This is a genomic window from Streptomyces sporangiiformans, assembly GCF_005768555.2.
Lineage (GTDB): Bacteria > Actinomycetota > Actinomycetes > Streptomycetales > Streptomycetaceae > Streptomyces > Streptomyces sporangiiformans.
On the sequence record NZ_VCHX02000183.1, the window covers coordinates 24,920 to 48,205 of the forward strand.

Consider the following 23,286-nt stretch of genomic DNA (forward strand, 5'->3'; position numbering starts at 1 on the left):
CGGACGCCGTTTCCGGTGGGGCCGGGGGAACCCCTCACGGATGCCGATCCCGGCGTCCACGCCTGACTCAATGATCACGACGGCAACGCGGACGGGAGAGGGCCGATCGGACTCTTCTGAGGGCTGGTGTGGCCCTTGCGCAGGGGCTGGTGTGATGGCACATGCTGTGACGGCACACATCGACGCCCAGGGCCCCGCGAGCCTTCCCAATGCCGTCGGTGTGGGAGGCCGGAAACCGGGTCCCGGACGCAACACTGGCTGGAACCCGGCCCGCAGCGACCGACACCGCGGCCGCGACGGCACGTGCACCTGGCCGCACGGCTGGGTACTCGGCAGCCGGCATTCCGGCGGGGTGCAGGGTTCCTGAGGAGGGTGGCATGGCTCCGCAACTCAACGAGAAGACACTGACCGCGCTGGTGGCCGAGGCTACGGCGGCCCCGTCCATGCACAACGCGCAGCCGTGGCGATTCCGCTACGTCGCCGCCGACCACCTCCTCATGCTGCATGCCGACCCGGAACGGGCCATGCCGCGTTCCGACCCGGGCAACCGGGCCCTGCACATCGGCTGCGGGGCCGCCTTGTTCAATCTGCGGGTCGGCGCCGCCCACGCGGGCCTGAGCCCCAAGGCCCGGCTGTTGCCCGAGCCAACGGAGCCGCTGCTGCTCGCCGCCGTCCATCTGGCCGACTCCGCCGAAGCCCAGCCCGACGGGGACAGGGACGAGGACGATCTCGTACGCCTGCACCCCGCCATCCGGCAGCGGCACACCAGCCGGCATCCCTTCGCCGAGAAGGACATCCCCGAGGAGGTGCGGACCTCCTTGCGGGAGGCCGCGGCGCGGGAGGGGGCCGTGCTGATGTTCCCCGGTCCCTGGCATGTCGAGACCATGCTCGACCTGGTGCGGGACGCCGAGAGCCGGGACTCCCTGGAACCCGAATTGAGGGAGGACCTGGACCGCTGGACCCGCCTCGGACCGGAGGCGGACACCGCCGTCGACGGCGTGCCCGAGTACGCGTTCGGGCCGCGCAAGCGGGACGGCAAGGCTCCCCAGCGGGACTTCGCCGGCCGACGTCCGGTCGCGGACCGCGGCTCCACCGCCTTCGAACACTCCCCGCATCTGGCCTTGTTGAGCACCTCCGGCGACGGCCCCGCCGACTGGCTGTGCGCGGGACAGGCGCTGGAACGCGTCCTGCTGGAAGCCACGCTGGCCGATCTGGCCACTTCCCTGACCTCCCACCCGCTGGAGAGCGCCGACCTGCGGCCACTGGTCCGCGACCCGGTGTCGGGCAAGGGGCACGTGCAGATGGTGCTGCGCGTGGGCTACGGCCCGCGCGGCCCGGCCACGCCCCGGCGCCCCCTACGGGACGTGCTCGAATTCGTGTGACCAGATGTGTGCGGTGGCGCGTGTCGGACGGAGACGGCCCCGGCCGGATTGTGCGGTGGGGTGTTCGACACTTCCGGACGCTGGTGAGTCGTTCGGAAACCTGGGCTCGACACCCGCGCTTGCGGACGGGCCGGTGGTGCCGTTCCGAGGCCCCTGTGTGGCCTGGCCCGATGACGGGACCGATCGGCCCGGTCCGCGGGGGTGTTCGGTGTCATTCGAGCCCGACGGGGCCACAGCGCAGGCCAAGGAGCCGATCTGCGCCCGAGGGTCATCCGGCGCAGATGGTGAGCGCCGTCCCGCTGCACCCCCGTAACGCGTAGGAGATCCATGCTTTCGCCCGAGTCGGCCGCCGTCGTCCGCGCCACCCTGTCCGCCGTCGGCGGGGCGGTCGAGGACATCACGGCCCGTTTCTACGACACGATGTTCACCGACCGGCCCGAGCTGCTGGACGGCCTGTTCGCGGCAACCAGGCCGGCGGCGAACAGCGCCGTGCCCTGGCGGGGTCCATCGCGGCGTTCGCAGCGCTGCTCGCCGTCACCGAGGACAAGTACACGGTCGTCCACAAGTACCTGATCCGGAGGACACAGACCGACTCGTCGACGAACTGCCCGCGGACGCCGAGGTCTACCTGTGCGGCTCGGTGCCGTTCATGCGCGCCGTCCGGGCTCAACTGCTCCGGGCCGGCATCCCCGCCCGCCACATCCGCTACGAGGTCTTCGGCCCCGATCTGTGGCCGGCCCACGCGGAAGGCTGACCGCAGACGCGAAAGGCGGGGCTCGGCAACGTTCCCAGGCACCGGTGAAAGGCGTGTCCGACCCTCGGCCGACGGCGTTTCACGCGTGCCGGTGGCCCCGGTGTGCGTCGAACTCCGCCCAGGCACGGTCCCACTGTGCCCTGCGGCGCACGTCCAGCCGTACCCGGGCCACCCACCAGCCGCCCAGCACCAGCACGCACACACTGGCCGCGGCGGCCACCCCGAGAGCGGTTCCCTGAGACCTGGCCTCGGCCGGGGTGAGCGGCGCGGGGTGAACGCGATCGGCCTCGTCGAGCCATACCTCGGTGAGAGTGCCCGCCTCGCTGCCCGCTTCCACCGAAGCCGTGCCGGACCTCGAGGAGCCAGTGGACGTCGTCCACCGCACGGACGCAGAAACGCGGTTGTCGCCCGCCTCTCCGGCGAACCGCGACAGCGTCACCGGGACATCCTTGACGAGTCGCGCGGCGACAGGGCGCAGCCCTTGAGCCTGGTCGAGCAAGGCGTTCTCGGCGACTGCAGCCACCGCGAAGGCCACCGCCGGCGCGGCGAGCAGCAGCATCGCCGCTGCCACCACGCCGAGCCAGGCCTCGACGACGTCCGAACAGCGCCTGAGCGGGTTGCGCCGCCAGCGCCACAGCATCACCCTGCCACCCCTGTTCAGCATGCGTGCTTCCTTCCGTGCCCGACGGGCATCAGTTCCTTCCCGTACGGTGACGGCTCCGTGCCCCCTGGAGGCAGAGCCCACCGGGGCCTGGTGCAGGGGCCGTTCGGCCCCATTGCTCCGTCCGACGGTCCGAGGTCCCCCGGACCGGAGCACCGCAGGGGCCAATGGCAGGGTCAGAGTGCGGCAGGGCCACTGGCGCCGGTGGGCTCCGGGGCGGGCAGCATGATGGTCGGCTCGGTGGCGCGCACGGCGTGCGGCAGCCGCGCCGGGAGGTGGATCCAACTCCCGGGCCCCGCCTCGGTCTTCTCCTCGCCCAGGACGAGTTCCAAGTGGCCCTGGACGACCTGGATGACCACGGCAAGGCTGAGGTGTGCTCGGCCAGTTCCTGGCCGGTGGCGAAGGCGAAGCCGACCACGCGCAGCCGGTCATCGCGGTACAGGACGCGGCTGAGGGTGCCGTCCTGGGTGAGTGAGGGGCAGTTCGGTGGCCCGGTCGGTGACGACGGTGACTCGGCGCAGGGCAGCCGGATCCCGCAGGGCCCGGCCGACGATTCCCAGGGTGCGCAGGAGTCCTTCGTCGGCGAGGAGCAGGCCAGGTTCCAGGAGCGCCATCGGTGCCGCCTTGTGGGCGGTGAGGTGAAGCCTTCGTCGGCGAGGAGTTCGCACCAGGCGCTCGGGGTCAGGGGCGAGCGCCGACGTGGATGGCTTCGTGCAGGTCATGAGTGATCTGTTCGGCGAGTGCCGGGTCGAGGTCGTCGGGCAACAGGCACAGTTCATGCAGGGCGTAACGGCCGGCGTATGCCCGCGTCCCCCTGACACCTCGGCGACGACCATGCCCGAGCCCGCTTCACTGACCAAGCCATCTACAACCAGTTCGCACCCGCCGAGCGGCGGAGCGAGCCGAGCGGGGAAGCGATCGCAGCCCACCCGACATCAGCTGACGACCGCTGTCACCAGGCCGTGAGACGGCTGGCCTTCCCCCTCCTTGCCCCGCTCGACGCAGCCCTCCGCGGATGCAATGACCTTGCAAGGGCCTGTCACCAGCGCGCATCCTGGCCTTCATCGGGCTCAATGAGAAACTGGTCCGCGTGCTCGACCAGGGCCAGCCACCCTTCACCGCCCGAGACAGCGTCAGCAACGATCTTGCTCGGTTCGGGCAGAGCGTCGCCACGGCGAACAGCCCCTATCAGTTCCAAGCCGTAGTCGATGACGCGGTGGAGTCGCGTGGCGATGGTGTCGCGACGGTCCGAGACCCAGTGCTCGTGCTCAAGGGGCAGCAGGACCTTTGTGATGCGATCCCTGGCGACATCGTCTGTGAGACTCAGCGCCGAGAGCCGTGCGGAGTACACGACGTCGCGTTTCTGCTCGGACCACTGCTCCAGAGCGTCCGTATCGGACGGCATCTCGCGCAGGGTCCTCTTGATCTCCAGCAGCGCCGTCCCGCAGGCGATCAGTGCAGCGTCATTCTGGTCTCTCAGCCTCTGCTCTCGTACCTCCTTCGACTGGTACCGCTGTTGGAGCCATCCGCCGACGAGCGCTCCAACAGCGCCGACCGAGGCCCCGATAAGGCCGATCCACCCTGCTGATACCTCTGCTTCCACAAGGTCATCCTGCCGGGCCGGCGCACGGATTCGTCGAGCTTCGCCGAGAAGAGGTCGACAGGCGCTCCGGGCTGTCCGGCGGCGTGCGCTTACTGTTCGCGCTGCTCCGTACGGTTAAGGCTGTGTGCGATCTCCTGGAGGATCTCCTGCTCCGGCTTCCCAGTCATGCGGGACATCTGCCGCAGGAGCAGGGCACACAGGGCTGTCGCGCCGTCCGCGACCTGGTCGAGGCTCCCATCGGACGCGCGACGCTGGGCCATGTACTGCGCCATGAGGTCGTTGCCGGAGGTGTAGGCGGTCATGGCCTCGATGCCGAGGCGTACGCGGTCGTAATCGTTCGTTGCCATCGCGCCACCGTAGTAGCCACCCACCGGGGCCCGCTGTCCCGTGGTGGAGTTGGGCCAGGTTATTCGCCGCTGGCCCGGTCTGCCGGGCCTTGCCCGTACGGGATGGTGACCGCCATGCCTGCCGCGACCAATCTGCAGCGCTCCCTCCTCCATGTGCGGATCACGCGGCGCGCCGTGTCGAGTGGTGCGGTGGCGTGGAGGCGGGCACCGTGGAGGTCGTCCTCCGCCGGCGGTACACCAGGTAAGGGCGGGCCAGGTAGCCGATCGGCGCGCTCCACACGTGCACCAGTCGGGTGAACGGCCAGGCCGCGAAGAGCAAGCAGGCCGTCAGGGCGTGGAGCTGGAACAGCAGCGGTGCCCCGGCGATCGCCTCGGGCTGCGGCTGGAGGGCGAACAGGCCGCGGAACCAGACGGACACGGTCGAGCGGTAGTCGTAGCCGGCGCCGAAGACGTTGTGGGCGGCGGTGGCGGTGATGCCCAGCAGGACGGTGGCGGACAGCAGCGGGAAGAGCAGCTTGTCGCTGCGGTCGGTGCCTAGGCGGATCCGGCGGGTCAGCAGGCGGCGGGCGCACAGCATGCCCAGGCCGGCGACCATGGCGACGCCCGCCACCGAGCCCGCCCACACGGCCGTCGTGTGGTAGGTGTGCTCGCTGATGCCGACGACCTCGGTCCAGGAGGCGGGCACGGCGAGCCCCACCACATGCCCGGCGATCACCATGAACGCGCCCAGGTGGAACAGCGGGCTGCCCCAGCGCAGCCAGCGGTGTTCCAGCAGCTGGCTGGTGCGGGAGGTCCAGCCGAACTGGTCCTGGCGATAGCGCCAGACGTGTCCGACGGCGAACACGGCGAGGCAGATGTAGGGAACGGCGACCCAAAGGGCCAGATCAGCGCCGCTCGCTGCCGCGAGGGAGGCATGGGAGGGGGCTGCGGCGATCATCGGGGGCCTTCCGGGGGTGTGAGGGGCGGTATGAGGGTGGGCGGGGCCTGCTCCGGGGGGACGAACGTGCCCGGCGGGGCGAATTCCCCGGCGCCGTACGGGTCGAGGCCGACGTCCTCGTTGGGCGGTCCCTGGGCGGCCAGTTCGGCCACGGCCCGTAGGTCGGCCTCGGTCGGCGGCGGCAGGAGTGTGAGCAGCGCGGCCAGGACGTGCCGGTAGGGGGAGTCGGCGTCGGTCAGGGCGCGGTGGATCAGCTCCAGGCCGCGTCGGTGCTGGCGCAGGGGTGCCTCGCCCGCACGCGGTCCGGCGAGCGCGGCGTACTCCAGGACGACCGGGAGGTGGTCGGGGAGTTCGCCGCCGTCGGTGTTCCAACCGGTGGCGCGGTAGCGCTGGGCGAGGGTGAGCAGGGCCATGCCGCGGCGGCGGGTGTCGCCGTGCAGGTAGTAGGTGAGGTAGAGGCTGCTCTTGCGGCGCAGGTCGAACATCTCGACGTATTGGCGTTCCAGCGCATCCGGCTCCTGGCCGGTGAACCAGGCGGTGAAGGCGGCCAGGTGCTCGGCGGCCGGCGAGGGCGGCAGCGCCTCGACGGTGGCGGTCAGCACCGGCCGGGCGGCGGCCAGTTCGGCGTCCGGGTACTGCAGCAGCAGCGAGCACAGCCGCAGCACCAGGGTGCGGGTCTCGGCCTCCTCGGGTGTGAGCCGGGCCGGGCGGCGCACGGCTGCCCGGACGCGGGTGCGGACGATGGCGGGCAGGGTGGCGGGTAGCGGGCTCACGGGCGGCCTCCGGCGGGGGCTTCGGGCGTACGGCGGCGCAGGGTGGGGATGCCGAGCATGATGCGGCGGCCCTCGGCGGGCTGCGGATCGCCGGACGACTCGACGGGGCAGCGGTTCTCCATCGCGCTGAGCGCGGCCGCGTCCTCCTTGTGGGCGGCGGGGACGACGTACCGGTCCTTGTAATTGGCGACGGCGAGGAGCCGGTGCAGGTCCTCCGCCTCGCGGGCGGTGAGCCCCACGGCCTTCAGCACCGCCTCGTCGCCGGTCTCGCCGAGGGTGCGTTCACGCATGTACGAGCGCAGCGCGGTGAGCTTCATCAGGACCCCGGCCACGACATCGGTGTCCCCGGCGGTGAACAGCTCCGCCAGGTACTCCAGCGGGATACGCAGCCGGGTGACGGCGGCGAAGACATGGTCGGGGTCGTCCTGGTTCCCGCCCGCCGCGTCGACGGCGTCCAGGACGGGCGAGAGCGGAGGCACGTACCAGACCATCGGCAGGGTGCGGTATTCCGGGTGCAGCGGCAGCGCCACCTTGTACCGCGTCACCAGGTCGTACACCGGGGAGCGGCGGGCCGCCTCCAGCCAGTCCTCGGGGATGCCGGACTCCCGTGCTGCCGCGATCACTTCGGAGTCGTACGGGTCGAGGAAGACACCGCGCTGGGCATCCAGCAGGTCCTTCTCGTCCGGGGTGGCGGCGGCCTCGCCGACGCGGTCGGCGTCGTACAGCAGCAGCCCGAGGTAGCGCAGCCGCCCGACACAGGTTTCGGAGCAGACGGTGGGCTGGCCGGCCTCGATGCGCGGGAAGCAGAAGGTGCACTTCTCGGCCTTGCCGGTGGCGTGGTTGACGTACACCTTCTTGTACGGGCACGCCGTCACGCACATCCGCCAGCCCCGGCAGCGGTCCTGGTCGACGAGCACGATGCCGTCCTCGACCCGCTTGTACATCGCGCCCGACGGACAGGCCGAGACGCAGGCCGGGTTGAGGCAGTGCTCGCACAGACGAGGCAGGTGGAAGAGGAAGGTCTGCTCGAACTCGAACTTGACCTTCTGCGCCCACTCCCCGGTCAGGTTGGGGTCGCCGCCGGCATGTTCGGGTGCGCCGCCGAGGCCGTCCTCCCAGTTGGCGCCCCAGGTGATGGTGGTGGGCTTGCCGGTGAGGACGGAGCGGGGGCGGGCGACCGGGATGTCCTGGCCGGCCGGGGCGCTGACCAGGTTGTCGTAGTCGTACGTCACCGGCTCGTAGTAGTCCTCGATGCCCGGCAGATCGGGGTTGGAGAACAGGGACAGGAGCCGCTTGATCCGGCCGCCGGAGCGCAGGACGAGCCGGCCACGCTTGTCGAGCATCCAGCCGCCCTTCCAGTGCTCCTGGTCCTCGTAGCGGCGTGGGTAGCCGACGCCGGGCTTGGTCTCGACGTTGTTGAACCAGGCGTACTCGACGCCGGTGCGGTTGGTCCACGTCTGCTTGCAGGTGACCGAGCAGGTGTGGCAGCCGATGCACTTGTCGAGGTTCATCACCATGGCGATCTGGGCCATGACGCGCATGTCAGTACTCCACATCCTGCGAGCGACGGCGGATGACCGTGACCTCGTCGCGCTGGTTGCCGGTCGGGCCGTAGTAGTTGAAGGCGTAGGTGAACTGGGCGTAGCCGCCGGCGAGATGAGTGGGCTTGACCAGCAGCCTGGTCAGGGAGTTGTGGATGCCGCCTCGCTTGCCGCTGACCTCGGTCTTCGGGACGTTCACCGTGCGGTCCTTGGCGTGGTACATGTACACCGTGCCTTCCGGCATGCGATGGGTGACCACGGCCCGGGCGGCGACGACGCCGTTGCGGTTGTACGCCTCGATCCACTCGTTGTCCTTCACGCCGATCTTCTCGGCGTCGGCGGTGGACATCCAGATCACCGGGCCGCCGCGGGACAGCGCCAGCATGTAGGCGTTGTCCTGGTACTCGGAGTGGATGGACCACTTCGAGTGCGGGGTCAGATAGCGGACCGTGACCTCGGCGCGGTCGTTCTCGTGCAGGTGCTCGTCGCCGTAGTGGCGGCGCGTGTTCAACGGGGGCCGGTAGACCGGGAGTTGCTCACCGAGTTCGGCGATCCAGTCGTGCTGGACGAAGAAGTGCTGACGGCCGGTGAGGGTGTGCCAGGGCTTGAGGTGCTCGACGTTGATGACGAACGGCGAGTAGCGCCGGCCACCGGTCTCACTGCCCGACCACTCGTACGAAGTCATCACGGCGCGCGGCTGGGTACGGGTGTCGGCGAAGGTGATCCGTTCCGCCTCACGCTCCGAGGCCAGTTCCACCAGGCCCTCGCTGCCGGTCTGCCGTTCCAGCTCGCGGAAGCCCTCGGTGGCCAGCCGTCCGTTGGTGGTGCCGGACAGGGCGAGGATCGCCTCGCACATGTCGGTGGCCGTGGCCAGCGACGGCCGCCCGGCAGCGATACCGTCGCGTACGGTGCCGGAGCGCCGGCGCAGCTCCTCGATCTCCCGGTCCGGGTGGACGGTGATGCCCTTGGTGGTGGTGCCGAGGGTGTCCAGCAGCGGGCCGACCGCGCGGCTCTTCTGCGCCACGGCCGCGTAGTCCCGTTCGATGACGACCAGCTTGGGCATGGTCCGCCCGGGGACCGGTTCGCACTCACCGGCCTTCCAGTCCCGTACGACGCCGCCCGGCTGGGCGAGTTCGTCGGGGGTGTCGTGCAGCAGCGGCACGGCGAGGACATCGGTACGGGTGCCGAGGTGCTCGGTGGCCAGCTCGCTGAACCGGTCGGCGATGGTCAGGAAGGTGTCGTAGTCGGTGCGGGCCTGCCAGGGCGGGGCGATGGCCGGGGTGAAGGCGTGCACGAAGGGGTGCATGTCCGTGCTGGACAGGTCGTTCTTCTCGTACCAGGTGGCGGCGGGGAGGACGACATCAGCGAGCAGGCCGGTCGAGGTCATCCGGAAGTCCATGGTGACCAGCAGATCGAGCTTGCCCTCGGGAGCCTCCTCCCGCCACACCACGTCCTTCGGACGCCCCTCGGGCGGGGTCTCCTCGGAGCGGACGGCCGCGTCCGTGCCGAGGAGGTGCCGCAGGAAGTACTCGTTGCCCTTGCCGGAGGAGCCCAGAAGGTTCGCCCGCCACACGGTCAGTACGCGGGGGAAGTTGGCCGGATCGTCGGGGTCCTCGGCCGCGAACCGCAGTCGCCCGGACTTCAGCTCGTCGACGACGTGCTCGGAAACCGGGCGGCCCGCGGCCGCAGCCTCGTCGGCGAGGTCGAGCGAGTTTCGGTTGAAGCCGGGGTGACCTGGCGTCCAGCCCATGCGGATCGCCTGCGCCAGGCAGTCGGCGGTGGACCGGCCCGCGAAGCGGCCCTCGCCGAGCGGCGACGCCAACTCGTCGGGGCCGAAGGCCTCGTAGCGCCACTGGTCGGTGTTCAGGTACCAGTACGACGTTCCCGCCATGTGCCGGGTGGGCCGCTGCCAGTCGAAGGCGAAGGCGAGATGCTGCAGGCCCGTGATGGGGCGGATCTTCTCCTGGCCGACGTAGTGGGCCCAGCCGCCGCCGTTGACGCCCTGGCAGCCGGTCATCGTCACCAGCGCCAGGAACGCCCGGTAGATGGTGTCGGAGTGGAACCAGTGGTTGGTGCCGGCGCCCAGCGCGATCATGGACCGGCCGTTCGTGCGCTCGGCGTTGCGGGCGAACTCCCGCGCGATGCGCGCCGCCTGCTCAGCGGGAACGGAGGTGATCGTCTCCTGCCAGGCAGGCGTGTACGGCTCGCTCACGTCCTCATACGACGACGGCCAACTGCCGGGCAGACCCGGCCGCTTCACCCCGTACTGCGCCAGCATCAAATCGAAGACCGTGGTGACCAGTCGCCCGCCGATCCGGCGCACGGGCACCCCGCGCACCATGACCGAACCGCCCTCCGTCGCGCCCTCGTCGAACCGGGGCAAGGCCACGGTCGCCGTCTCGTCCGCGCGGTCAAGAAGGCTCAACTCCGGCTCGACATCGCCCAGGTCAAGATTCCAACGGCCTCGCTCGGCCTCCCCCCACCGGAAGCCGAGCGAGCCGCCGGGAACCACGGGTTCACCCGTGGCCCGGTCCAGCAGGACGGTCTTGAACTCCGCGTGCTCCTCGCCCTCCCGGCCGAGATCGGCGGCAGTCAGGAACCCGTCCGGAACGAGGTCGTCGCCGCGTTCGCGCAGGGTGACCAGGAACGGCGCGTCGGTGAACTTCCTCAAGTAGTCCTGGAAGTAAGGCACTTCCCGGTCGACCAGGAACTCCCGCAGAATCACGTGCCCCATGGCCATCGCCAGCGCCCCGTCCGTGCCCGGGTGCGGGGCCAGCCACTCGTCGGCGTGCTTGACGTTGTCGGCGTAGTCGGGGCTGACCGCGACGACCTTGGTGCCGTTGTACCGGGTCTCGGTGAGGAAGTGCGCGTCGGGCGTGCGGGTGACGGGGATGTTGGAGCCCCACATGATCAGATAGCCCGCGTTCCACCAGTCCGCGGCCTCCGGCACGTCCGTCTGGTCGCCGAAGACCTGCGGCGAGGCGATCGGCAGGTCCGCGTACCAGTCGTAGAACGACAGCAGCGTGCCGCCGATCAGCGACATGAACCGGGCACCGGCCGCGAACGACGCCATCGACATCGCCGGGATCGGGGAGAAGCCCGCGACGCGATCGGGTCCGTACGCCTTGATGGTGTGCACATGGGCTGCGGCAATCAGCTCGCTGACCTCGTCCCAGTCGGCGCGCACCAGACCGCCCTTGCCGCGCGCCCGCTTGTAGGCCCGCGCCTTCGCCGGATCGCCGGTGATCTCCGCCCAGGCGGCGACCGGGTCGCCGAGGCGGCGCCTGGCCTCGCGCCACAGCTTGAGCAACTCGCCGCGCACGTACGGGTAACGGACCCTGCTGGGCGAGTACGTGTACCAGGAGAACGACGCCCCGCGAGGGCAGCCGCGCGGCTCGTACTCGGGGCAGTCCGTGCCGATCGACGGATAGTCGGTGGCCTGGTGCTCCCAGGTGATGATCCCGTCCTTGACGTACACCATCCACGAACACGAACCGGTGCAGTTGACGCCGTGCGTGGAGCGCACCACCTTGTCGTGCGCCCACCGGTCCCGGTAGAAGCCCTCCCACTTGCCGTCGTTCTCGCCGAACACCGCGCGCCCGTCGGCCGATACCTCACTGCGCGTCAGCAGCCGCCGGCCTGCCAGCGGCCAGCTCTGAGCGGCGCGCGACTCCCGCCGCCGTGCGTTCTGATCGTTCTCCATGGCCGAGAACGCTAGGCGCGGCGGGGGGCGTCGCACGCGGGTCGAGCGGTCCTCGTCGGACGTCCTTCCGGCCCTGCCTTGGCCGCCGTAACAGGGACCAATGGTCCCCCTGCCGGGGCCGCTCGGACGGGGGCGGATGCGGCGGGCGTTGCATTCAACAGGCCGGGACAACTGAGGACGATCTGCCGGCCACGCGGGCACTGTACGAGGCCATCGACCGCCGGCACATCAGCCGGATGCCCTTCACGGGCCGCCCGGTGCCCGATCCCGTCGTGGCCAGCATGACCGAGGCCCGACGACGAAGAAGGCGCGCGGCTGGACTGCGACGACTACGCCAAGGACGGGTACAACGGGCCGAGGGCACACGACTGTACGTCCCCGACATCGTGGGAACGCGGCGCCTGCTCCACGTGGCCACGGCCACCGAGCTCCGCAACGCGGGCCACAGCGCGCGTCTCGCCGAAAGCAGGGCCTGGATCACCGCCCCGGGGGCCGGGCCATACGGGATCTCTGTCTCCGCGCTCGGCGCACGTGACGCGTCCGGCCGCATGCCTTGACCAGCTGGTCGTTCCCAGCTGCTGATCCGTTTCGGCTTCGGCCCGGACGCCGTCGCACGTACGCCTCGCTCGCCGGCTTTACGCCCACGGGCCTCACTACGACTGCTTCGCCAGGCCGGGCAGATAGCCAGGTGGCTGTCACCCGGGCCCCCGCCACGGGCTGATCGGGCCATGCGCCCCGGGACATCGGGACCGTCCGGCCAGGGGCACAGGGACGAATGGCCCACGCCGGCGGCAAGGCGCATACCGAAATCTGGCTGACGGCACACCAGGTGAGAAAGCCATCGCTGACACCACCAGGAAGGACAGTTCCATGCTCCAGCCGTCAAGGAAGAAGGACGACCCCCCGGCGGGGGCCACGCCGGTCACCAGCCGTGCCTGGCTGATGCTCGCGCTGGCCACGATCGGTTTCGCCGTCAACTTCTGGGCCTGGGCACTGCTCAGCCCCTTGGGCCCGCGGTTCAAGGACGTCCTGGAGCTGAGCTCCTTCCAGCAGTCACTGCTGGTGGCGGTGCCGGTGGTGGTCGGCTCGCTGGGCCGCATCCCGGTCGGCGCGCTGACCGACCGCTTCGGCGGACGGGTCATGTTCCCGCTGGTCTCGGCAGCCACCATCGTGCCGGTGCTGTACCTGGGGTTGTCCGGGCACTCCTCGCTCGCCGGGCTGCTGATCGGCGGATTCTTCCTCGGCATCGGCGGCACCGCCTTCGCCGTCGGGGTGCCATTGGTCAGCGCCTGGTTCCCGCCCGAGCGACGCGGGCTGGCCATAGGTGTGTTCGGCGCCGGCATGGGCGGCACCGCGATCAGTGCCCTGACGACGGTGAAACTGGTCGACGCGGGCAGCACGTCCACACCCTTTCTGATCACCGCCGCGGTACTCGCCGCCTACGCCGTGGCCGCCGCCCTGCTGCTGCGCGACGCGCCCGGCCGTACCGTACCGACCGAGCCGCTGGCCCGCCGCCTGGCCGCCACGGCCAAGCTGGGCATCACCTGGCAGGCATCCGCCCTGTACGCCGTGACCTTCGGCGGCTACGTGGCCTTCTCCGTCTACCTGCCCACCTACCTCAAGACCGGCTACGGGCTGACCCAGGCCGACGCCGCGAACCGCATGGCCGGGTTCGTGCTGCTGGCGGTGGCGATGCGCCCGATCGGCGGCTGGCTGTCGGACCGCATCGGGCCGGTGCGCGTGCTCGCCGCGTCGCTGGCGGTGGTCGTGGCGGGTGCGGTGGCACAGTCGTTCACCCCGGCCCTGGCGCCCGTGGGCACCCTCGCCTTCCTCGCCATGGCCGCCGCGCTCGGCGCGGGCAGCGGGGCGACCTTCGCTCTGGTCGCCCTGCTGACCCCGGCGAACAAGGTCGGCTCGGTCACTGGAATGGTCGGTGCCGCGGGCGGCCTGGGCGGCTTCCTGCCCCCGTTGCTGATGGGCTCGCTGTACGGGGCGTACGAGTCGTACGCGATCGGCCTCGCCCTCCTCGCGGTCGTCGCCGCGGTGGCACTGGGCTACACCGTCACCGGTGTCCGCATCGCTGTCCACGGCGGCAACCGTGACAGCCGGACACCGCGCTCCGGCCATGGGCGCGGGCACCGTACCGCCGGGACCACGGCGTAAGACCCACAGGACGCGAACTGCAGGACGAAGGGAAAGGAGATTCCGCGGTGTGCGAGTACCGCGGCTGCCAGTCCCTGGCGGCGATCGACGAGCTGCCCGTGAGCACGACGAAATCGTCAACCTGATCGGCCACCTCCACTCCGCACGGCGGGAGGGCGACGTGGACCGGATGGCGAGCGTCGCCCTGGAGATCACGACCGTGCTGGGTCCGCACACCCAGGTGGAGAAGCACGGACTGTTCCCCGCTCTGGCCGGGGACTTCCCCGACCGGATCGCCGCCCTGGAAGCCGAGCACCGCCGCATCGAGCTCGTCCACAAGCTCACCGCACCGCTCCCCCAAGCAGAACACCGGCACTGGGACGGTATCGGCCGCTGAGCCGGCGCCCGCCAGGGAGGGCGGACCAGGTCCCTCAGGTCGGTTGAGGCAGGGCAGTAATCACCCAGCACGCCCAGGCAGTTGGCCGCGAATGCGCCCTACCGTTCAGGAATGACCTGGATACCGCTACTTGCCGCACTCATCGGCGCCATGATCGCGATGGGATCGGCGCTGCTGGTGGAGCGTCGGACGACACAACGAGAGACGACAGCCGAGTGGCGCCGAACACGACGGGAGCTCTACGCGAGGTTCCTCGCAGGACATGCTCAGGCCGGCAGCGACCTACGCAACATTGCCGCCACACCCGGCCTTGAGGCGAGCGAGAGGTACCGGCAGACACGCGCCGCCTACACGCACTGCTACGCGTCTCGCCACGAGTTGGAACTTCTCGCACCGCGCACCGTCGTCGATCCGGCCGAGGAATGCAGTCGGGCGGTCCGAATGATGCGCGACGCCGTCAGCGGCGGAGCGCGCATCGACAGCGACCAGTTCGAGGAACTGACGCGCAGGTACCTGGACCTGCGCCTGGAGACCCGGGATGCCATGCGTTCAGACATCTGGACCGACAACGCCTGACGAGGTCGACCTCCCGGAGACAAGAAAGGGCGGCCTTCAGCTCTTCATGGGCCACCGCAGCCCTTGAGGCCCGCAGGGATCGAACGGAACACGTACCCGCAGCGTCTGAAGTACATGAAAGCCTCGCGCCAAGCCGCCGTCCTGCTCCTGAGTGCCGGGCTGTCGCTCTCCGGCTGCTCGTCCTCGTCCGACACCCCGGGCGACGAGGGGTACACCGGCCCCACCCTGCCCGCCCGCACCGTCACGAAGGGCAAGTGGGAGGAAGGGCCGGCAGCGCCCAAGCAGCACAAGCCGTACCCATACGACATCTATACGCACTGCGGGATCAAGTGGGTGAAGTTCGGCGGCCGTTGGTGGATCCTCGACTCCGTGTTCCCCGGGGTCGAGCAGGTCAAAGGGGAGCCGCCCTCGCAGGACAGCCAGAGGCTCGCCGGCTACATGACCCTGATCGGCCCGGACACTGCCAACTTCGACGCCGTCGGGATGCCCACGATGCAATTCGTACCGACCGAGGACGAACCGCCGGGCTGCGCCTAGCTTCAGACCTCAACACGGTCGTTGTCGGTCGCATGCCTGCCCCGCCTGGCAGGATCGAGGCCATGTCGATGGATCCGCTGCTGGCCAGAGCCCAGGGGCTGTGGGAAGACCTGGCCCGGGTGCCGGTGTCGTTCCCACTGACGAGCGCTGTGAACGTGGTTGTGTCCCCGGAATCGGAGATGTGCCCAGTTGGATGGGTCGGGGTAGTGGCACTCGGTGGATCGGCGATCGTGACCGTGCCGAGCGAGAGTTCCGCCGCGATCGTGCGCGACGCACTGACGAGACTGCCGGTAGAGGCTGTCGTGGATGCCGCTTCAGTCCGTGAGGTGCTGCCCGTGGCCAGGGTGCTCGGTCCGGCGACGTTGTCGTACGTGTCCCCAGAAGGCTTCCGCCCGGTGGCCGCTTCATCGGCTGTGGAACAACTGCCCGGCCACCACCCGGAGCTGCGGGCCCTGGAGAAGGCGGCGGGCCATGAGGACGCTGCTGAGGCATCTCTGGACGAGATCACGTCACCCGCGTTCGTGGTCCGCGAGCGCGGTCAGGTGGTGTCTGCTGCTGGATATCGCGCCTGGCCGAGCCGGACCGCTCACATCAGCGTGCTGACTGCGCCGGATGTGCGCGGACGCGGACTGGCACGGGTGACGGCCTCGGCGACGGTCACTCATGCCCTCGCTGCCGGGCTGCTGCCGCAGTGGCGCGCGCGGCCCCCTGCCTCCCGGCGGGTTGCGGCCGCATTGGGTTTCGAGGAACTGGGCGCCCAACTCTCGATCGAGATCGTCTAGGAGAAGTCCCGCCGGCGACTGATCTCAGCCGACCGGCAGGGGCCTCTTCGTCCATCCGATGCGGGGGCCGCGCGGGCCAGGCGACGGGTCATGGGGGTGATTGCCGCCGTGTACCAGCGATGGCCGCGCTCTCCGGTCCTTCTCGAGGATTCGTTTCGGCAGCAAGGTGCGCCGTCCCGCGCTCGGCATGCGCATCGAGCCAGTCGCCGGTGCCGTACACACCACGCCGCCGCCCCCGTCGCGGTCGTCCCACACGACCGCTTCCTCTGTGCCGTTGTCGACGGTCTAGGGGCAGACCCTCACCGCCGGCGCGCTCTTCCCGTCGGCGGTGAGGGTCTGCAGGGCTTGGGGCGCTCCGGCGTTGCCGGACACGAACTCCCGGTGCGGGCACCGCCAGCAGCGCGTCGACTGCCGTGATCACATGGCAGGAAGGGGTTTTTGAAGCCACCGTCCGTTCGGTCCGCCCGCGAACAGTACCGTCCGGGGCACGTGTTTCATCCAGAGCTGGGAGCGAGGCCAAGGTCGGCGAGCGCTGCCGCCCCGGCGGCGGCATGGCCGTCCCCGGCGAGCAGCAGCGTGCGCGCCGACTGGTAGCGGCAGCCCGCGGCGTCGAATGCCGCTGCGGCGGCGAGATGCCGCGTCAGGTCGCCGTCCAGCAGCGCCTGCGCCCGGTCCAGCTGGGCGGTGGCGACCGGGTTGCCGGCGACCAGTTTCCGGGCGGCGTCGACCCGGGCCCGGGCGTCCGGGTGCCCGGCGAGCACCGAAGCCTCAGCCCGGAGCGTCACATACCAGTGCAGCCAGATCCAGGAGACCCACTTCCACACCTGATCCGGCTCCGGTGCGACCCGCTCCAGGGCCGCGTCCGGGTTCCCGTGATGGAGCAGGACCATGGCGTCGAAGACCGCACCGTAGCCATGGCGGTGCTCCGACGCGGTGCCCGCCTGGTCGACGATCGCGAGCCAGGTTGCCCGGGCGTCGTGGTCGCCGCGCAAGCCGTGGATCATCGCGACCGACGCGGCGGCAGGGCCGAGCGAGAACGACCGCTGTCGGCCGCTCTGCTTCCACGCGTCGAGGAATCTCACGCTGCCTGTGAGTACGTCGTCGGCGTTGCCCGCGAACGCGTCCGCGATCAGGAGCCAGGACGTGGCGTGGTGTCCCACCTCGGCGAACAGCGGGTGGTCGGCGAGCTGCCGGCCCCACCGGCGGGCCTGCGGAAGGTCACCCACGCCGAGCGCGCTTCCGGCCGCCATGGCGAGGGCGTCCATCCGCTCGTGCGTACTGGCGGGGGTGTGCGGTACCGAAGCCAGGATGTCGATCCGATGCCGGGCGGCAGCCGCGGCGCCGAAGGACTCACCGGCCCAGGTCCGGGCGCCGGAGAGCGCGTCGAGGGCGGCGGACTCGGCCACCGGGTCGCCCGCCCGCCGGGCGAGTTCGACAGCCCGTTCGGCGTACTCGACCGTCTCCGGAGCGGCGTTGTCGACATCTCCCTGGACCGCGCCGAAAGCATCCGCGATCACCGCGGCCTCGGCCAGCGCGAGCGCCGCCTCGGCCGCCGGGTCGTCGTCGCCGGACAATTCTCGCGCCGCCGCGAGCACGGCGGTCACCTCGTCCACGGCTGGGATCTGTGTGAACTCACTGGAGAAGCGGTACGCGACAGTGGCGGCGGCCGCCAGGTCGCGGCCGGCGCCGGTGGTGTCGCCGGCCCGGCGGGCGGCCTCTGCGGCGGCACGGTGCAGGCGGAACATGTCGTCGCCGAGCTTGCGGCAACCGGCCACCGCGGCGGCCTCCCGCAGCGCCGCGGCGGTACCGGCGACGTCACCGGCGAGCGCGGCCGCCTGCTCGAACCGCTGCTGCGCCTCGCCGAACAGGTTGCGGGTGAAGGTGAGCTCGGCCATGGACAGGACGAGACGGCAGGCGTCCATGCGCTGCTCCGGCTGGTCGGAAGCCCAGGCGAGGGCGGCCCGGAGGTCCTCTGCCATCGCGTCGAACCGCGCGCGCCAGTCCGCGCCTTCGGCCTCCGTGAGGGCGGTCGCGCCGGCCAGGCACCAACCCACGTGGCGAGATCGGACGTCCGTCAGCTCACCGGCGTCGGCGAGCCGCTCCGACCCGTACTGGCGGATGGTCTCCAGCGCCTGATACCGGGTGCCGGCCGCGGACGGTGTCGCGGCGAGCAGGCTCTGTTCGGCAAGCCTGCCGAGCCCGTCGGCGACCGCGGCCGGATCCAGCGGGGCGAAGGCGGCCACCGCGGTGGCCGCCTCTGCGGTGAACGGCATGACGAACACCGAAATCCGGCGCAGCAGTGCCCGATCCTGCGGATGGAGCAGGTCATGGCTCCAGTCCAGCGCCGCCCGCACCGACCGGTGTCTGTCGTCCGCGCGGGGTCCGCCGGCGAGAATCCGCAGCTGGTCGGAGAGGCCGGCTGTGAGACCGTCCAGTCCCAGCGTGGGCCACCGTGCCGCCGCCAGTTCGATCGCCAGCGCCATGCCGTCGAGCCGTTCGCAGATGGCCGTGATCCGGTCCCGTACCGCCGGGTCCGGCGGCCGACCGACCGCCGCCGCTCGTTCCATGAACAGGGTCACGGCCTCCGACTCGCCGCCGGCGGCCCAGGACAGCGGCGGAACGTCGAAGACCCACTCGTACGGCACCATCATCCGGGCCCGGCTCGTCGCGAGCACCCGTAGCTGCGGGCAGGCCACCAGCAGCCGTTCCAGGAAAGGCGCCACCCCGTCGCGTATCTGCTCGCAGTTGTCCAACACCAGCAGCGCCTGACGGTCCGCCAGAGCGGCCAGCACCGCCTCGTCGATACCGCGCCCGGGCTGCTCGCCCACACCCACGGCCGCTGCGACCGCCGCTCCCACCCGCCCCGGATCGGTGATCGGGGCCAGGTCGACGAACCACACCCCGTCGGCGAAGTCGTCGGCCGCCTCCGCTGCCACCGCCAGCGCGAGCCGGGTCTTCCCCACCCCGCCCGGACCGACCGCGGTCACCTGCCGGCGCGCCTTCACCGCCTCGGCCAGCTCCGCGCGCTCCCGTACCCGGCCGATGAACGCTGTCAGCGGTGCCGGGAGGGCGGGCGCCGGGCGCGACTGCTCAGCGCGGGCGAGTTCGGCCGCGCGCCGGGAAAGCGCCCGCCGGTCCGGCTCCTGAAGCTTCCGCAGCAGTGCGGAGACGTGTGACTCGACCGTGCGTACGGAGATGAACAGTTGCGCGGAGATCTCCGCGTTACTGAGGTGCTCCCCGAGCAGCGCGAGCACTTCGGCTTCCCGAGACGAGATCACTGGAGTGGACACCGGGTCATTATCCGTGGCGGATCCGTGGTGGTTTCCGTGGCCGGCACGGAGGTGGACCGTACGCCGGCCGGGAGAGGCTGTGACCAAGCGATCAAGCCCGGCAGGACACTCCGGGTCGATCGTGACCCACGACCACAGGAGTGACCATGACCGGTTCGTCCACACAGGGGTTCAGGACCGTGCTGCATCCCGTGTCCGACCTGGTGAAGGCCAAGCGGATCGACAAGACCTACTACGTCGGCTTCGAAGCCCAGGGCCGGCACATCGGGCTGCTGCCGGGCGGTGGACCCCCGGGCCTGACCTCCTCGCCGGCCTACTGGCGCGTGCCGGACATCGAGGCGAGGCCGGCCGAGCTGACCGCCACGGGCGCCACCGGTGCCATTGGTGCCACGGTGAAGGAACCCGCGCACGATGTCGGTGGCGGCCGCCTGTTGACCACCGTCACCGATCCCGACGGCACCGTCCTCGGCCTGCCGCAGGTCCGATGAGCGCCGGCCCCCGCTCCCGCGCTCAGCGTCGCCTCGACACCGAGCACCGGCTCACCCATGACGTCGATGTCTGGGTGGCCAGTGCCTCGGCGGACGGCGCGCCGTATCTGGTGCCGCTGTCCTTCGACTGGGACGGCGAGACGCTGTTGGTGGCCACCCCGGCCGACAGCCCGACCGGCAGGAACCTGGCCGCCACCCGGACCACTCGGCTGGGGCTGGGCCACACCCGCGACGTGTCCATGATCGAGGGGGAGGTCGAGGTCCTCGAGATCGACGCACTCCAGCAGCAGCGGGGCGACCGGTTCGCCGCACGCACCGGCTTCGACCCGCGCGCGTCGGCCACGCCGTACCACTGGTTCCGTATCACCCCGCGCCGCATCCAGACCTGGCGCGAGGCGAACGAGTTGCCGGGACGCGAGCTCATGTGCGACGGCCGCTGGCTCGGCTGACCGCCACCGACCGCCACCGACCGCCGCAGAACTCCCGTGCCCCACAGGCCCTGCCGAAATATTCTGAGGAAAGGAAACCTGCCATGACGAAGGTGCAGAAGTCCGCCCTGAGCACTGCCACGGCCGACAAGAAGTTCGACGGGTTCACGGCCGAGGAACGCGACGCGATGAAGGAACATGCCCAGGAGCTAAAGGCGTCCGCGCGCCGCAGCCCGCGCAGGGCCAAGGCGGACGGGGAGAAAGACGTGCTCGCGAAGATCGCCGAGATGACGGACGCGGACCGCGTCCTCGCCGAGCGGCTCCACGAGATCGTCAAGTCCGCAGCGCCGGACCTCTCGCCGAAGCTCTGGTACGGAATGCCCGCGTACGCCAGGGACGGCAAGGTCGTCTGCTTCTTCCAGAGCGCACAGAAGTTCAAGACCAGGTACGCCACGCTCGGATTCAGCGACCAGGCGAAGCTCGACGAAGGCACCATGTGGCCCACTACCTACGCCCTGACGGAGCTGACCGCCGACGCTGAGGCACGGATCGTCGAGCTCATCGGGAAAGCGGCGAGCTGAGACCGCGTCCTCATCAGTGGAGGACCAACCCGTTCGGTCTTGACCAGCGTGACACCGACCGGAGCCACACCCCGCCTGGTCCGGCTCACCACCGGTCCTGATCAGTACGCCGGTGTCCCCTGGAGGGCTCCACGGGACACCCGCGTGGGCGCCGACCTTTGCCCGGCGTCGGCTGAGAGGGCGCACAGGGAATTTCGTTCGCTGTTCCGCGTCATGGCTTCTAGCCTGCGTCGGGTGATGACAGCTGAAGACGTGTTGTCCGTCCTGACCGTGCTGCGACAAGCCAAGGTGGACATTTGGATTGGTGGGGGCTGGGGGATCGATGCTCTGGTCGGTGAGCAGACTCGAGACCATCGCGACCTGGACCTGATGCACCGGCAGGATCAGGAAGCCGCCGTGACGGCGGCTCTCTACGACGACGGTTTTACGGAGAGTCTCAACTGGCGGCCGATCCGGTTCGTCGTCACCGCCCCGGACAGACGGGAGATCGACCTGCATCCGCTGGTCTTCGCCGAGGACGGTTCCGCAGAACAGGCATCACCCCAACCAGAGCACCCGTTCACCTATCCCTCCTCGTGCTTTGTTACCGGCACCATCAAGGGAGCGACGGTTCCGTGTCTGTCCGCCGAGCAGCAGGTCTACTTCCACCAGGGCTACCAGCCGTTGGAACATGACCGGCATGACATGGCCCAACTCCGCCGTGTCTTCGGGATCGCCACCCACTTTTGATCCATAGCAGAACACCGAGCCTCGGATCGTTGAGGTTCGATCACAAGAGGGTGATGGCTACCGATCATCACTCCCAGCAGTGGTCTCCTGTCGCGCCGTCGGACAGCTCCCGGATGATGTCCAAGTGCCCCGCGTGCCGGATCGTCTCCTCCAGCACATGGATCATGGCCCAGCGCAGCGAGATGGTGGCGCCGTCGAAGAAGGCGAAGGCTGTGCCGACGTCGTCCAGGAACGAGGCGCAGAACCAGCCGAGTTCGACACCACCAAGATGCTTGACTAGACCAGATCATGCGAACAGGGAGAAGCAACAGACCATCAAAGCGCCCTCATAAGAGGTGGCCACGTTTATCCGTCCGAGGCCGGGACGTTCCTGTGTAAGCCGACACCTCCGCCGAAGCAGGCGTGCCTTGTCACTATTGGCCGCTCATTACCCCCGGGGTAATCGACCGCTCTCCCCTCCCCCCGGCAGGATCAAGCACATCGATGGGAACCCCCGCCGGGATCCGGCCGCAGCTTCGAGGAGAGCGCCATGTCCGTCAAGTCCACCGCCGCCACAGCGAGTTCAGTCACCACCGCTGGTTCCGTCGCCGAGGCCACCCGGGCCGTCGTGCAGGAGTTCGTTGCCGCCCGGCTGGCCGGGGACACTGGGCGGCTCGTCGCGCTCTTCGCCGACGAGGTCGACTGGCTGCTCGCCGAAAACCCCGCCGTCCCGTGGATCCGCCCGCGGTCCACCGCTGCCGAATGCGCCGCCCAGTCCGCGGAGTTGACGGAGCACACCGTGCCCGAGGACGCGCGCGCCTCCGTCGACACCTTCCTCGTCGACGGCACCGACGCCGTCCTGATGGGGCACCTGTCGGGGACCGTACGCGCGACGGGAAAGGCCTTCGAGGGCCCGTTCGCGTTGCACCTCACCGTCGAGGACGGCCGGATCACCCGGCACCACCTCTACGAGAACAGCCTGTCGATCGCCGAGGCCTGCGCCCCTTGAGGGCGCGGGCGGCCTGGCCCCCGGCAGTGCGCGGATGATGCACCCAGGAGGGTGAACCCGTGCACCTCGTCCGGGAGAAACGCTGAGCTGGTGTCAGATGATCACCGATGCTGCCTGTGTCCGAGCCTTCCGGCGTCGGATCTCACCCTCACAAGGAGAAGAAGTCCATGAGCGTCCGCCGCTTCCTGCCCACCGTCCTCGCCGCCGTGGCCGTCAGCAGTGCCCTTGCGCTGGTCCCGGGCGCAACGGCAACCGCGGCCGCCAACCCCTGTGGGTTCTACGAGACGGGCAGCGACGCGTACTACAACCACTGCACGGGCGACGGCTCGCGCGTCGTCATCGAGGTGGAGGTGTGGGGCCCGAACTACGAGAGGTGCGTGGGTCCCGGTGTTTCCTGGCTCGGCTCGGCCAGCAAGATCGACGGTGCGCACTACGTCGGGCGGACCTGCTGACCCCTCTCGTACGCGACGCGGGCCGGCCCTGAGGTTGTCAGGGGTCGGCGTCGGACGCCGGGAACATTCAGGGCCTTCGACGGCGTCCTGGTCGGCCCCTCCCCCACCGCTGTCGAACTGCTGCTCATACGCATAGACAGGGTCAGCCGCGCATCGGACAGCGCACCGAGACCACGTTGCCGCCTCGAAGGTGAG

Annotated in this window: 23 protein-coding genes and 1 pseudogene; 13 read left to right on the forward strand and 11 right to left on the reverse strand. The window is 70.2% G+C overall.

Annotated features, from left to right (window positions below; genetic code table 11):
* The first annotated feature begins 377 nt into the window (after positions 1 to 377).
* The gene (locus FGD71_RS34340; protein ID WP_119104491.1) at positions 378 to 1,382 is read left to right on the forward strand and encodes an Acg family FMN-binding oxidoreductase; all 1,005 of its coding nucleotides are present in this window, start codon (positions 378 to 380) and stop codon (positions 1,380 to 1,382) included.
* 327 nt (positions 1,383 to 1,709) lie between these two features.
* Positions 1,710 to 1,954: pseudogene (locus FGD71_RS49300) on the forward strand (globin family protein); the annotation flags it as partial.
* A 261-nt stretch (positions 1,955 to 2,215) separates the two neighbouring features.
* Here the strand turns inward: FGD71_RS49300 and FGD71_RS34350 are convergent.
* The 9 genes from FGD71_RS34350 to FGD71_RS34385 form a co-directional block, all read right to left on the reverse strand.
* A complete protein-coding gene (locus FGD71_RS34350; RefSeq protein WP_119104492.1) occupies positions 2,216 to 2,800 on the reverse strand; it encodes an Rv1733c family protein in 585 nt (194 codons plus the stop codon).
* 173 nt (positions 2,801 to 2,973) lie between these two features.
* Positions 2,974 to 3,156, reverse strand: a complete 183-nt coding sequence (locus tag FGD71_RS48075) for a cupin domain-containing protein (RefSeq protein ID WP_205571176.1) — start codon at positions 3,154 to 3,156, stop codon at positions 2,974 to 2,976.
* A 69-nt stretch (positions 3,157 to 3,225) separates the two neighbouring features.
* A complete protein-coding gene (locus FGD71_RS48080) occupies positions 3,226 to 3,411 on the reverse strand; it encodes a hypothetical protein (protein WP_205571177.1) in 186 nt (61 codons plus the stop codon).
* A 425-nt stretch (positions 3,412 to 3,836) separates the two neighbouring features.
* Positions 3,837 to 4,400, reverse strand: a complete 564-nt coding sequence (locus FGD71_RS34360; protein WP_119104493.1) for a hypothetical protein — start codon at positions 4,398 to 4,400, stop codon at positions 3,837 to 3,839.
* 89 nt (positions 4,401 to 4,489) lie between these two features.
* Positions 4,490 to 4,747 carry a hypothetical protein gene (locus tag FGD71_RS34365; protein ID WP_119104573.1) on the reverse strand — a complete coding sequence of 86 codons (258 nt, stop codon included), beginning with the start codon at positions 4,745 to 4,747 and terminating at the stop codon, positions 4,490 to 4,492.
* 160 nt (positions 4,748 to 4,907) lie between these two features.
* Positions 4,908 to 5,684 (reverse strand): respiratory nitrate reductase subunit gamma, encoded by a 777-nt coding sequence (gene narI / locus FGD71_RS34370; RefSeq protein WP_119104494.1) that lies wholly within the window; start codon positions 5,682 to 5,684, stop codon positions 4,908 to 4,910.
* Positions 5,681 to 6,457, reverse strand: coding sequence for a nitrate reductase molybdenum cofactor assembly chaperone (gene narJ, locus FGD71_RS34375; protein ID WP_119104495.1), 777 nt, complete (start codon positions 6,455 to 6,457; stop codon positions 5,681 to 5,683). The genes narI and narJ overlap by 4 nt, the downstream gene beginning before the upstream one ends.
* Positions 6,454 to 7,998: a nitrate reductase subunit beta gene (gene narH / locus FGD71_RS34380; protein WP_162931311.1), complete on the reverse strand. Its 1,545-nt coding sequence runs from the start codon at positions 7,996 to 7,998 to the stop codon at positions 6,454 to 6,456. The genes narJ and narH overlap by 4 nt, the downstream gene beginning before the upstream one ends.
* 1 nt (position 7,999) lies before the next feature.
* Positions 8,000 to 11,701 carry a nitrate reductase subunit alpha gene (locus FGD71_RS34385; protein ID WP_119104497.1) on the reverse strand — a complete coding sequence of 1,234 codons (3,702 nt, stop codon included), beginning with the start codon at positions 11,699 to 11,701 and terminating at the stop codon, positions 8,000 to 8,002.
* A gap of 870 nt (positions 11,702 to 12,571) precedes the next feature.
* Here FGD71_RS34385 and FGD71_RS34390 point away from each other — a divergent pair.
* From FGD71_RS34390 to FGD71_RS34410, 5 genes are all read left to right on the forward strand, one after another.
* Complete coding sequence (locus FGD71_RS34390; protein WP_119104498.1) at positions 12,572 to 13,864, forward strand: MFS transporter; 1,293 nt, start codon at positions 12,572 to 12,574, stop codon at positions 13,862 to 13,864.
* Between the two features lie 49 nt (positions 13,865 to 13,913).
* Positions 13,914 to 14,240, forward strand: coding sequence for a hemerythrin domain-containing protein (locus tag FGD71_RS34395; protein ID WP_240436900.1), 327 nt, complete (start codon positions 13,914 to 13,916; stop codon positions 14,238 to 14,240).
* Between the two features lie 111 nt (positions 14,241 to 14,351).
* Positions 14,352 to 14,816: a hypothetical protein gene (locus FGD71_RS34400; protein ID WP_140936009.1), complete on the forward strand. Its 465-nt coding sequence runs from the start codon at positions 14,352 to 14,354 to the stop codon at positions 14,814 to 14,816.
* Between the two features lie 114 nt (positions 14,817 to 14,930).
* Positions 14,931 to 15,353 carry a hypothetical protein gene (locus tag FGD71_RS34405; RefSeq protein ID WP_119104499.1) on the forward strand — a complete coding sequence of 141 codons (423 nt, stop codon included), beginning with the start codon at positions 14,931 to 14,933 and terminating at the stop codon, positions 15,351 to 15,353.
* Between the two features lie 62 nt (positions 15,354 to 15,415).
* On the forward strand, positions 15,416 to 16,135 hold the full coding sequence (locus FGD71_RS34410; RefSeq protein ID WP_119104500.1) for a GNAT family N-acetyltransferase: 720 nt from the start codon (positions 15,416 to 15,418) through the stop codon (positions 16,133 to 16,135).
* 494 nt (positions 16,136 to 16,629) lie between these two features.
* Here the strand turns inward: FGD71_RS34410 and FGD71_RS34415 are convergent, their stop codons facing one another.
* A complete protein-coding gene (locus FGD71_RS34415; protein WP_119104501.1) occupies positions 16,630 to 19,425 on the reverse strand; it encodes an ATP-binding protein in 2,796 nt (931 codons plus the stop codon).
* 146 nt (positions 19,426 to 19,571) lie between these two features.
* On the opposite strand from FGD71_RS34415, the gene FGD71_RS34420 reads away from it, so the two are divergent.
* From FGD71_RS34420 to FGD71_RS34435, 4 genes are all read left to right on the forward strand, one after another.
* The gene (locus FGD71_RS34420; RefSeq protein ID WP_119104502.1) at positions 19,572 to 19,913 is read left to right on the forward strand and encodes a VOC family protein; all 342 of its coding nucleotides are present in this window, start codon (positions 19,572 to 19,574) and stop codon (positions 19,911 to 19,913) included.
* Entirely contained in the window at positions 19,910 to 20,362 is a 453-nt protein-coding gene (locus tag FGD71_RS34425) for a pyridoxamine 5'-phosphate oxidase family protein (RefSeq protein ID WP_119104503.1), read from the forward strand. Before FGD71_RS34420 ends, FGD71_RS34425 begins: the two co-directional genes overlap by 4 nt.
* 83 nt (positions 20,363 to 20,445) lie before the next feature.
* The gene (locus tag FGD71_RS34430) at positions 20,446 to 20,922 is read left to right on the forward strand and encodes an iron chaperone (RefSeq protein ID WP_119104504.1); all 477 of its coding nucleotides are present in this window, start codon (positions 20,446 to 20,448) and stop codon (positions 20,920 to 20,922) included.
* 237 nt (positions 20,923 to 21,159) lie between these two features.
* Entirely contained in the window at positions 21,160 to 21,651 is a 492-nt protein-coding gene (locus FGD71_RS34435) for a nucleotidyltransferase domain-containing protein (protein WP_181359327.1), read from the forward strand.
* 67 nt (positions 21,652 to 21,718) lie between these two features.
* Here FGD71_RS34435 and FGD71_RS34440 read toward each other — a convergent pair whose 3' ends face one another.
* Positions 21,719 to 21,880, reverse strand: a complete 162-nt coding sequence (locus FGD71_RS34440) for a mycothiol transferase (protein WP_119104505.1) — start codon at positions 21,878 to 21,880, stop codon at positions 21,719 to 21,721.
* Between the two features lie 300 nt (positions 21,881 to 22,180).
* On the opposite strand from FGD71_RS34440, the gene FGD71_RS34445 reads away from it, so the two are divergent.
* Positions 22,181 to 22,639 (forward strand): nuclear transport factor 2 family protein, encoded by a 459-nt coding sequence (locus tag FGD71_RS34445; protein ID WP_119104506.1) that lies wholly within the window; start codon positions 22,181 to 22,183, stop codon positions 22,637 to 22,639.
* Between the two features lie 167 nt (positions 22,640 to 22,806).
* Complete coding sequence (locus tag FGD71_RS34450) at positions 22,807 to 23,091, forward strand: DUF6355 family natural product biosynthesis protein (protein WP_119104575.1); 285 nt, start codon at positions 22,807 to 22,809, stop codon at positions 23,089 to 23,091.
* Positions 23,092 to 23,286 lie beyond the last annotated feature (195 nt).

Bases quoted from the DNA above. Each gene is read 5' to 3' on its own strand.
- FGD71_RS34405 (WP_119104499.1), top strand. From the start codon at position 14,931: ATGAAAGCCTCGCGCCAAGCCGCCGTCCTGCTCCTGAGTGCCGGGCTG.
- FGD71_RS34350 (WP_119104492.1), bottom strand. From the start codon at position 2,800: ATGCTGAACAGGGGTGGCAGGGTGATGCTGTGGCGCTGGCGGCGCAAC.
- FGD71_RS34340 (WP_119104491.1), top strand. From the start codon at position 378: ATGGCTCCGCAACTCAACGAGAAGACACTGACCGCGCTGGTGGCCGAG.
- FGD71_RS34435 (WP_181359327.1), top strand. From the start codon at position 21,160: ATGACAGCTGAAGACGTGTTGTCCGTCCTGACCGTGCTGCGACAAGCC.
- narI (WP_119104494.1), bottom strand. From the start codon at position 5,684: ATGATCGCCGCAGCCCCCTCCCATGCCTCCCTCGCGGCAGCGAGCGGC.
- FGD71_RS34365 (WP_119104573.1), bottom strand. From the start codon at position 4,747: ATGGCAACGAACGATTACGACCGCGTACGCCTCGGCATCGAGGCCATG.
- FGD71_RS34430 (WP_119104504.1), top strand. From the start codon at position 20,446: ATGACGAAGGTGCAGAAGTCCGCCCTGAGCACTGCCACGGCCGACAAG.
- FGD71_RS34425 (WP_119104503.1), top strand. From the start codon at position 19,910: ATGAGCGCCGGCCCCCGCTCCCGCGCTCAGCGTCGCCTCGACACCGAG.
- FGD71_RS34445 (WP_119104506.1), top strand. From the start codon at position 22,181: ATGTCCGTCAAGTCCACCGCCGCCACAGCGAGTTCAGTCACCACCGCT.
- FGD71_RS48080 (WP_205571177.1), bottom strand. From the start codon at position 3,411: ATGGCGCTCCTGGAACCTGGCCTGCTCCTCGCCGACGAAGGACTCCTG.
- FGD71_RS34420 (WP_119104502.1), top strand. From the start codon at position 19,572: ATGACCGGTTCGTCCACACAGGGGTTCAGGACCGTGCTGCATCCCGTG.
- FGD71_RS34450 (WP_119104575.1), top strand. From the start codon at position 22,807: ATGAGCGTCCGCCGCTTCCTGCCCACCGTCCTCGCCGCCGTGGCCGTC.
- narH (WP_162931311.1), bottom strand. From the start codon at position 7,998: ATGCGCGTCATGGCCCAGATCGCCATGGTGATGAACCTCGACAAGTGC.
- FGD71_RS34390 (WP_119104498.1), top strand. From the start codon at position 12,572: ATGCTCCAGCCGTCAAGGAAGAAGGACGACCCCCCGGCGGGGGCCACG.
- FGD71_RS34400 (WP_140936009.1), top strand. From the start codon at position 14,352: ATGACCTGGATACCGCTACTTGCCGCACTCATCGGCGCCATGATCGCG.
- FGD71_RS34385 (WP_119104497.1), bottom strand. From the start codon at position 11,701: ATGGAGAACGATCAGAACGCACGGCGGCGGGAGTCGCGCGCCGCTCAG.
- FGD71_RS34410 (WP_119104500.1), top strand. From the start codon at position 15,416: ATGTCGATGGATCCGCTGCTGGCCAGAGCCCAGGGGCTGTGGGAAGAC.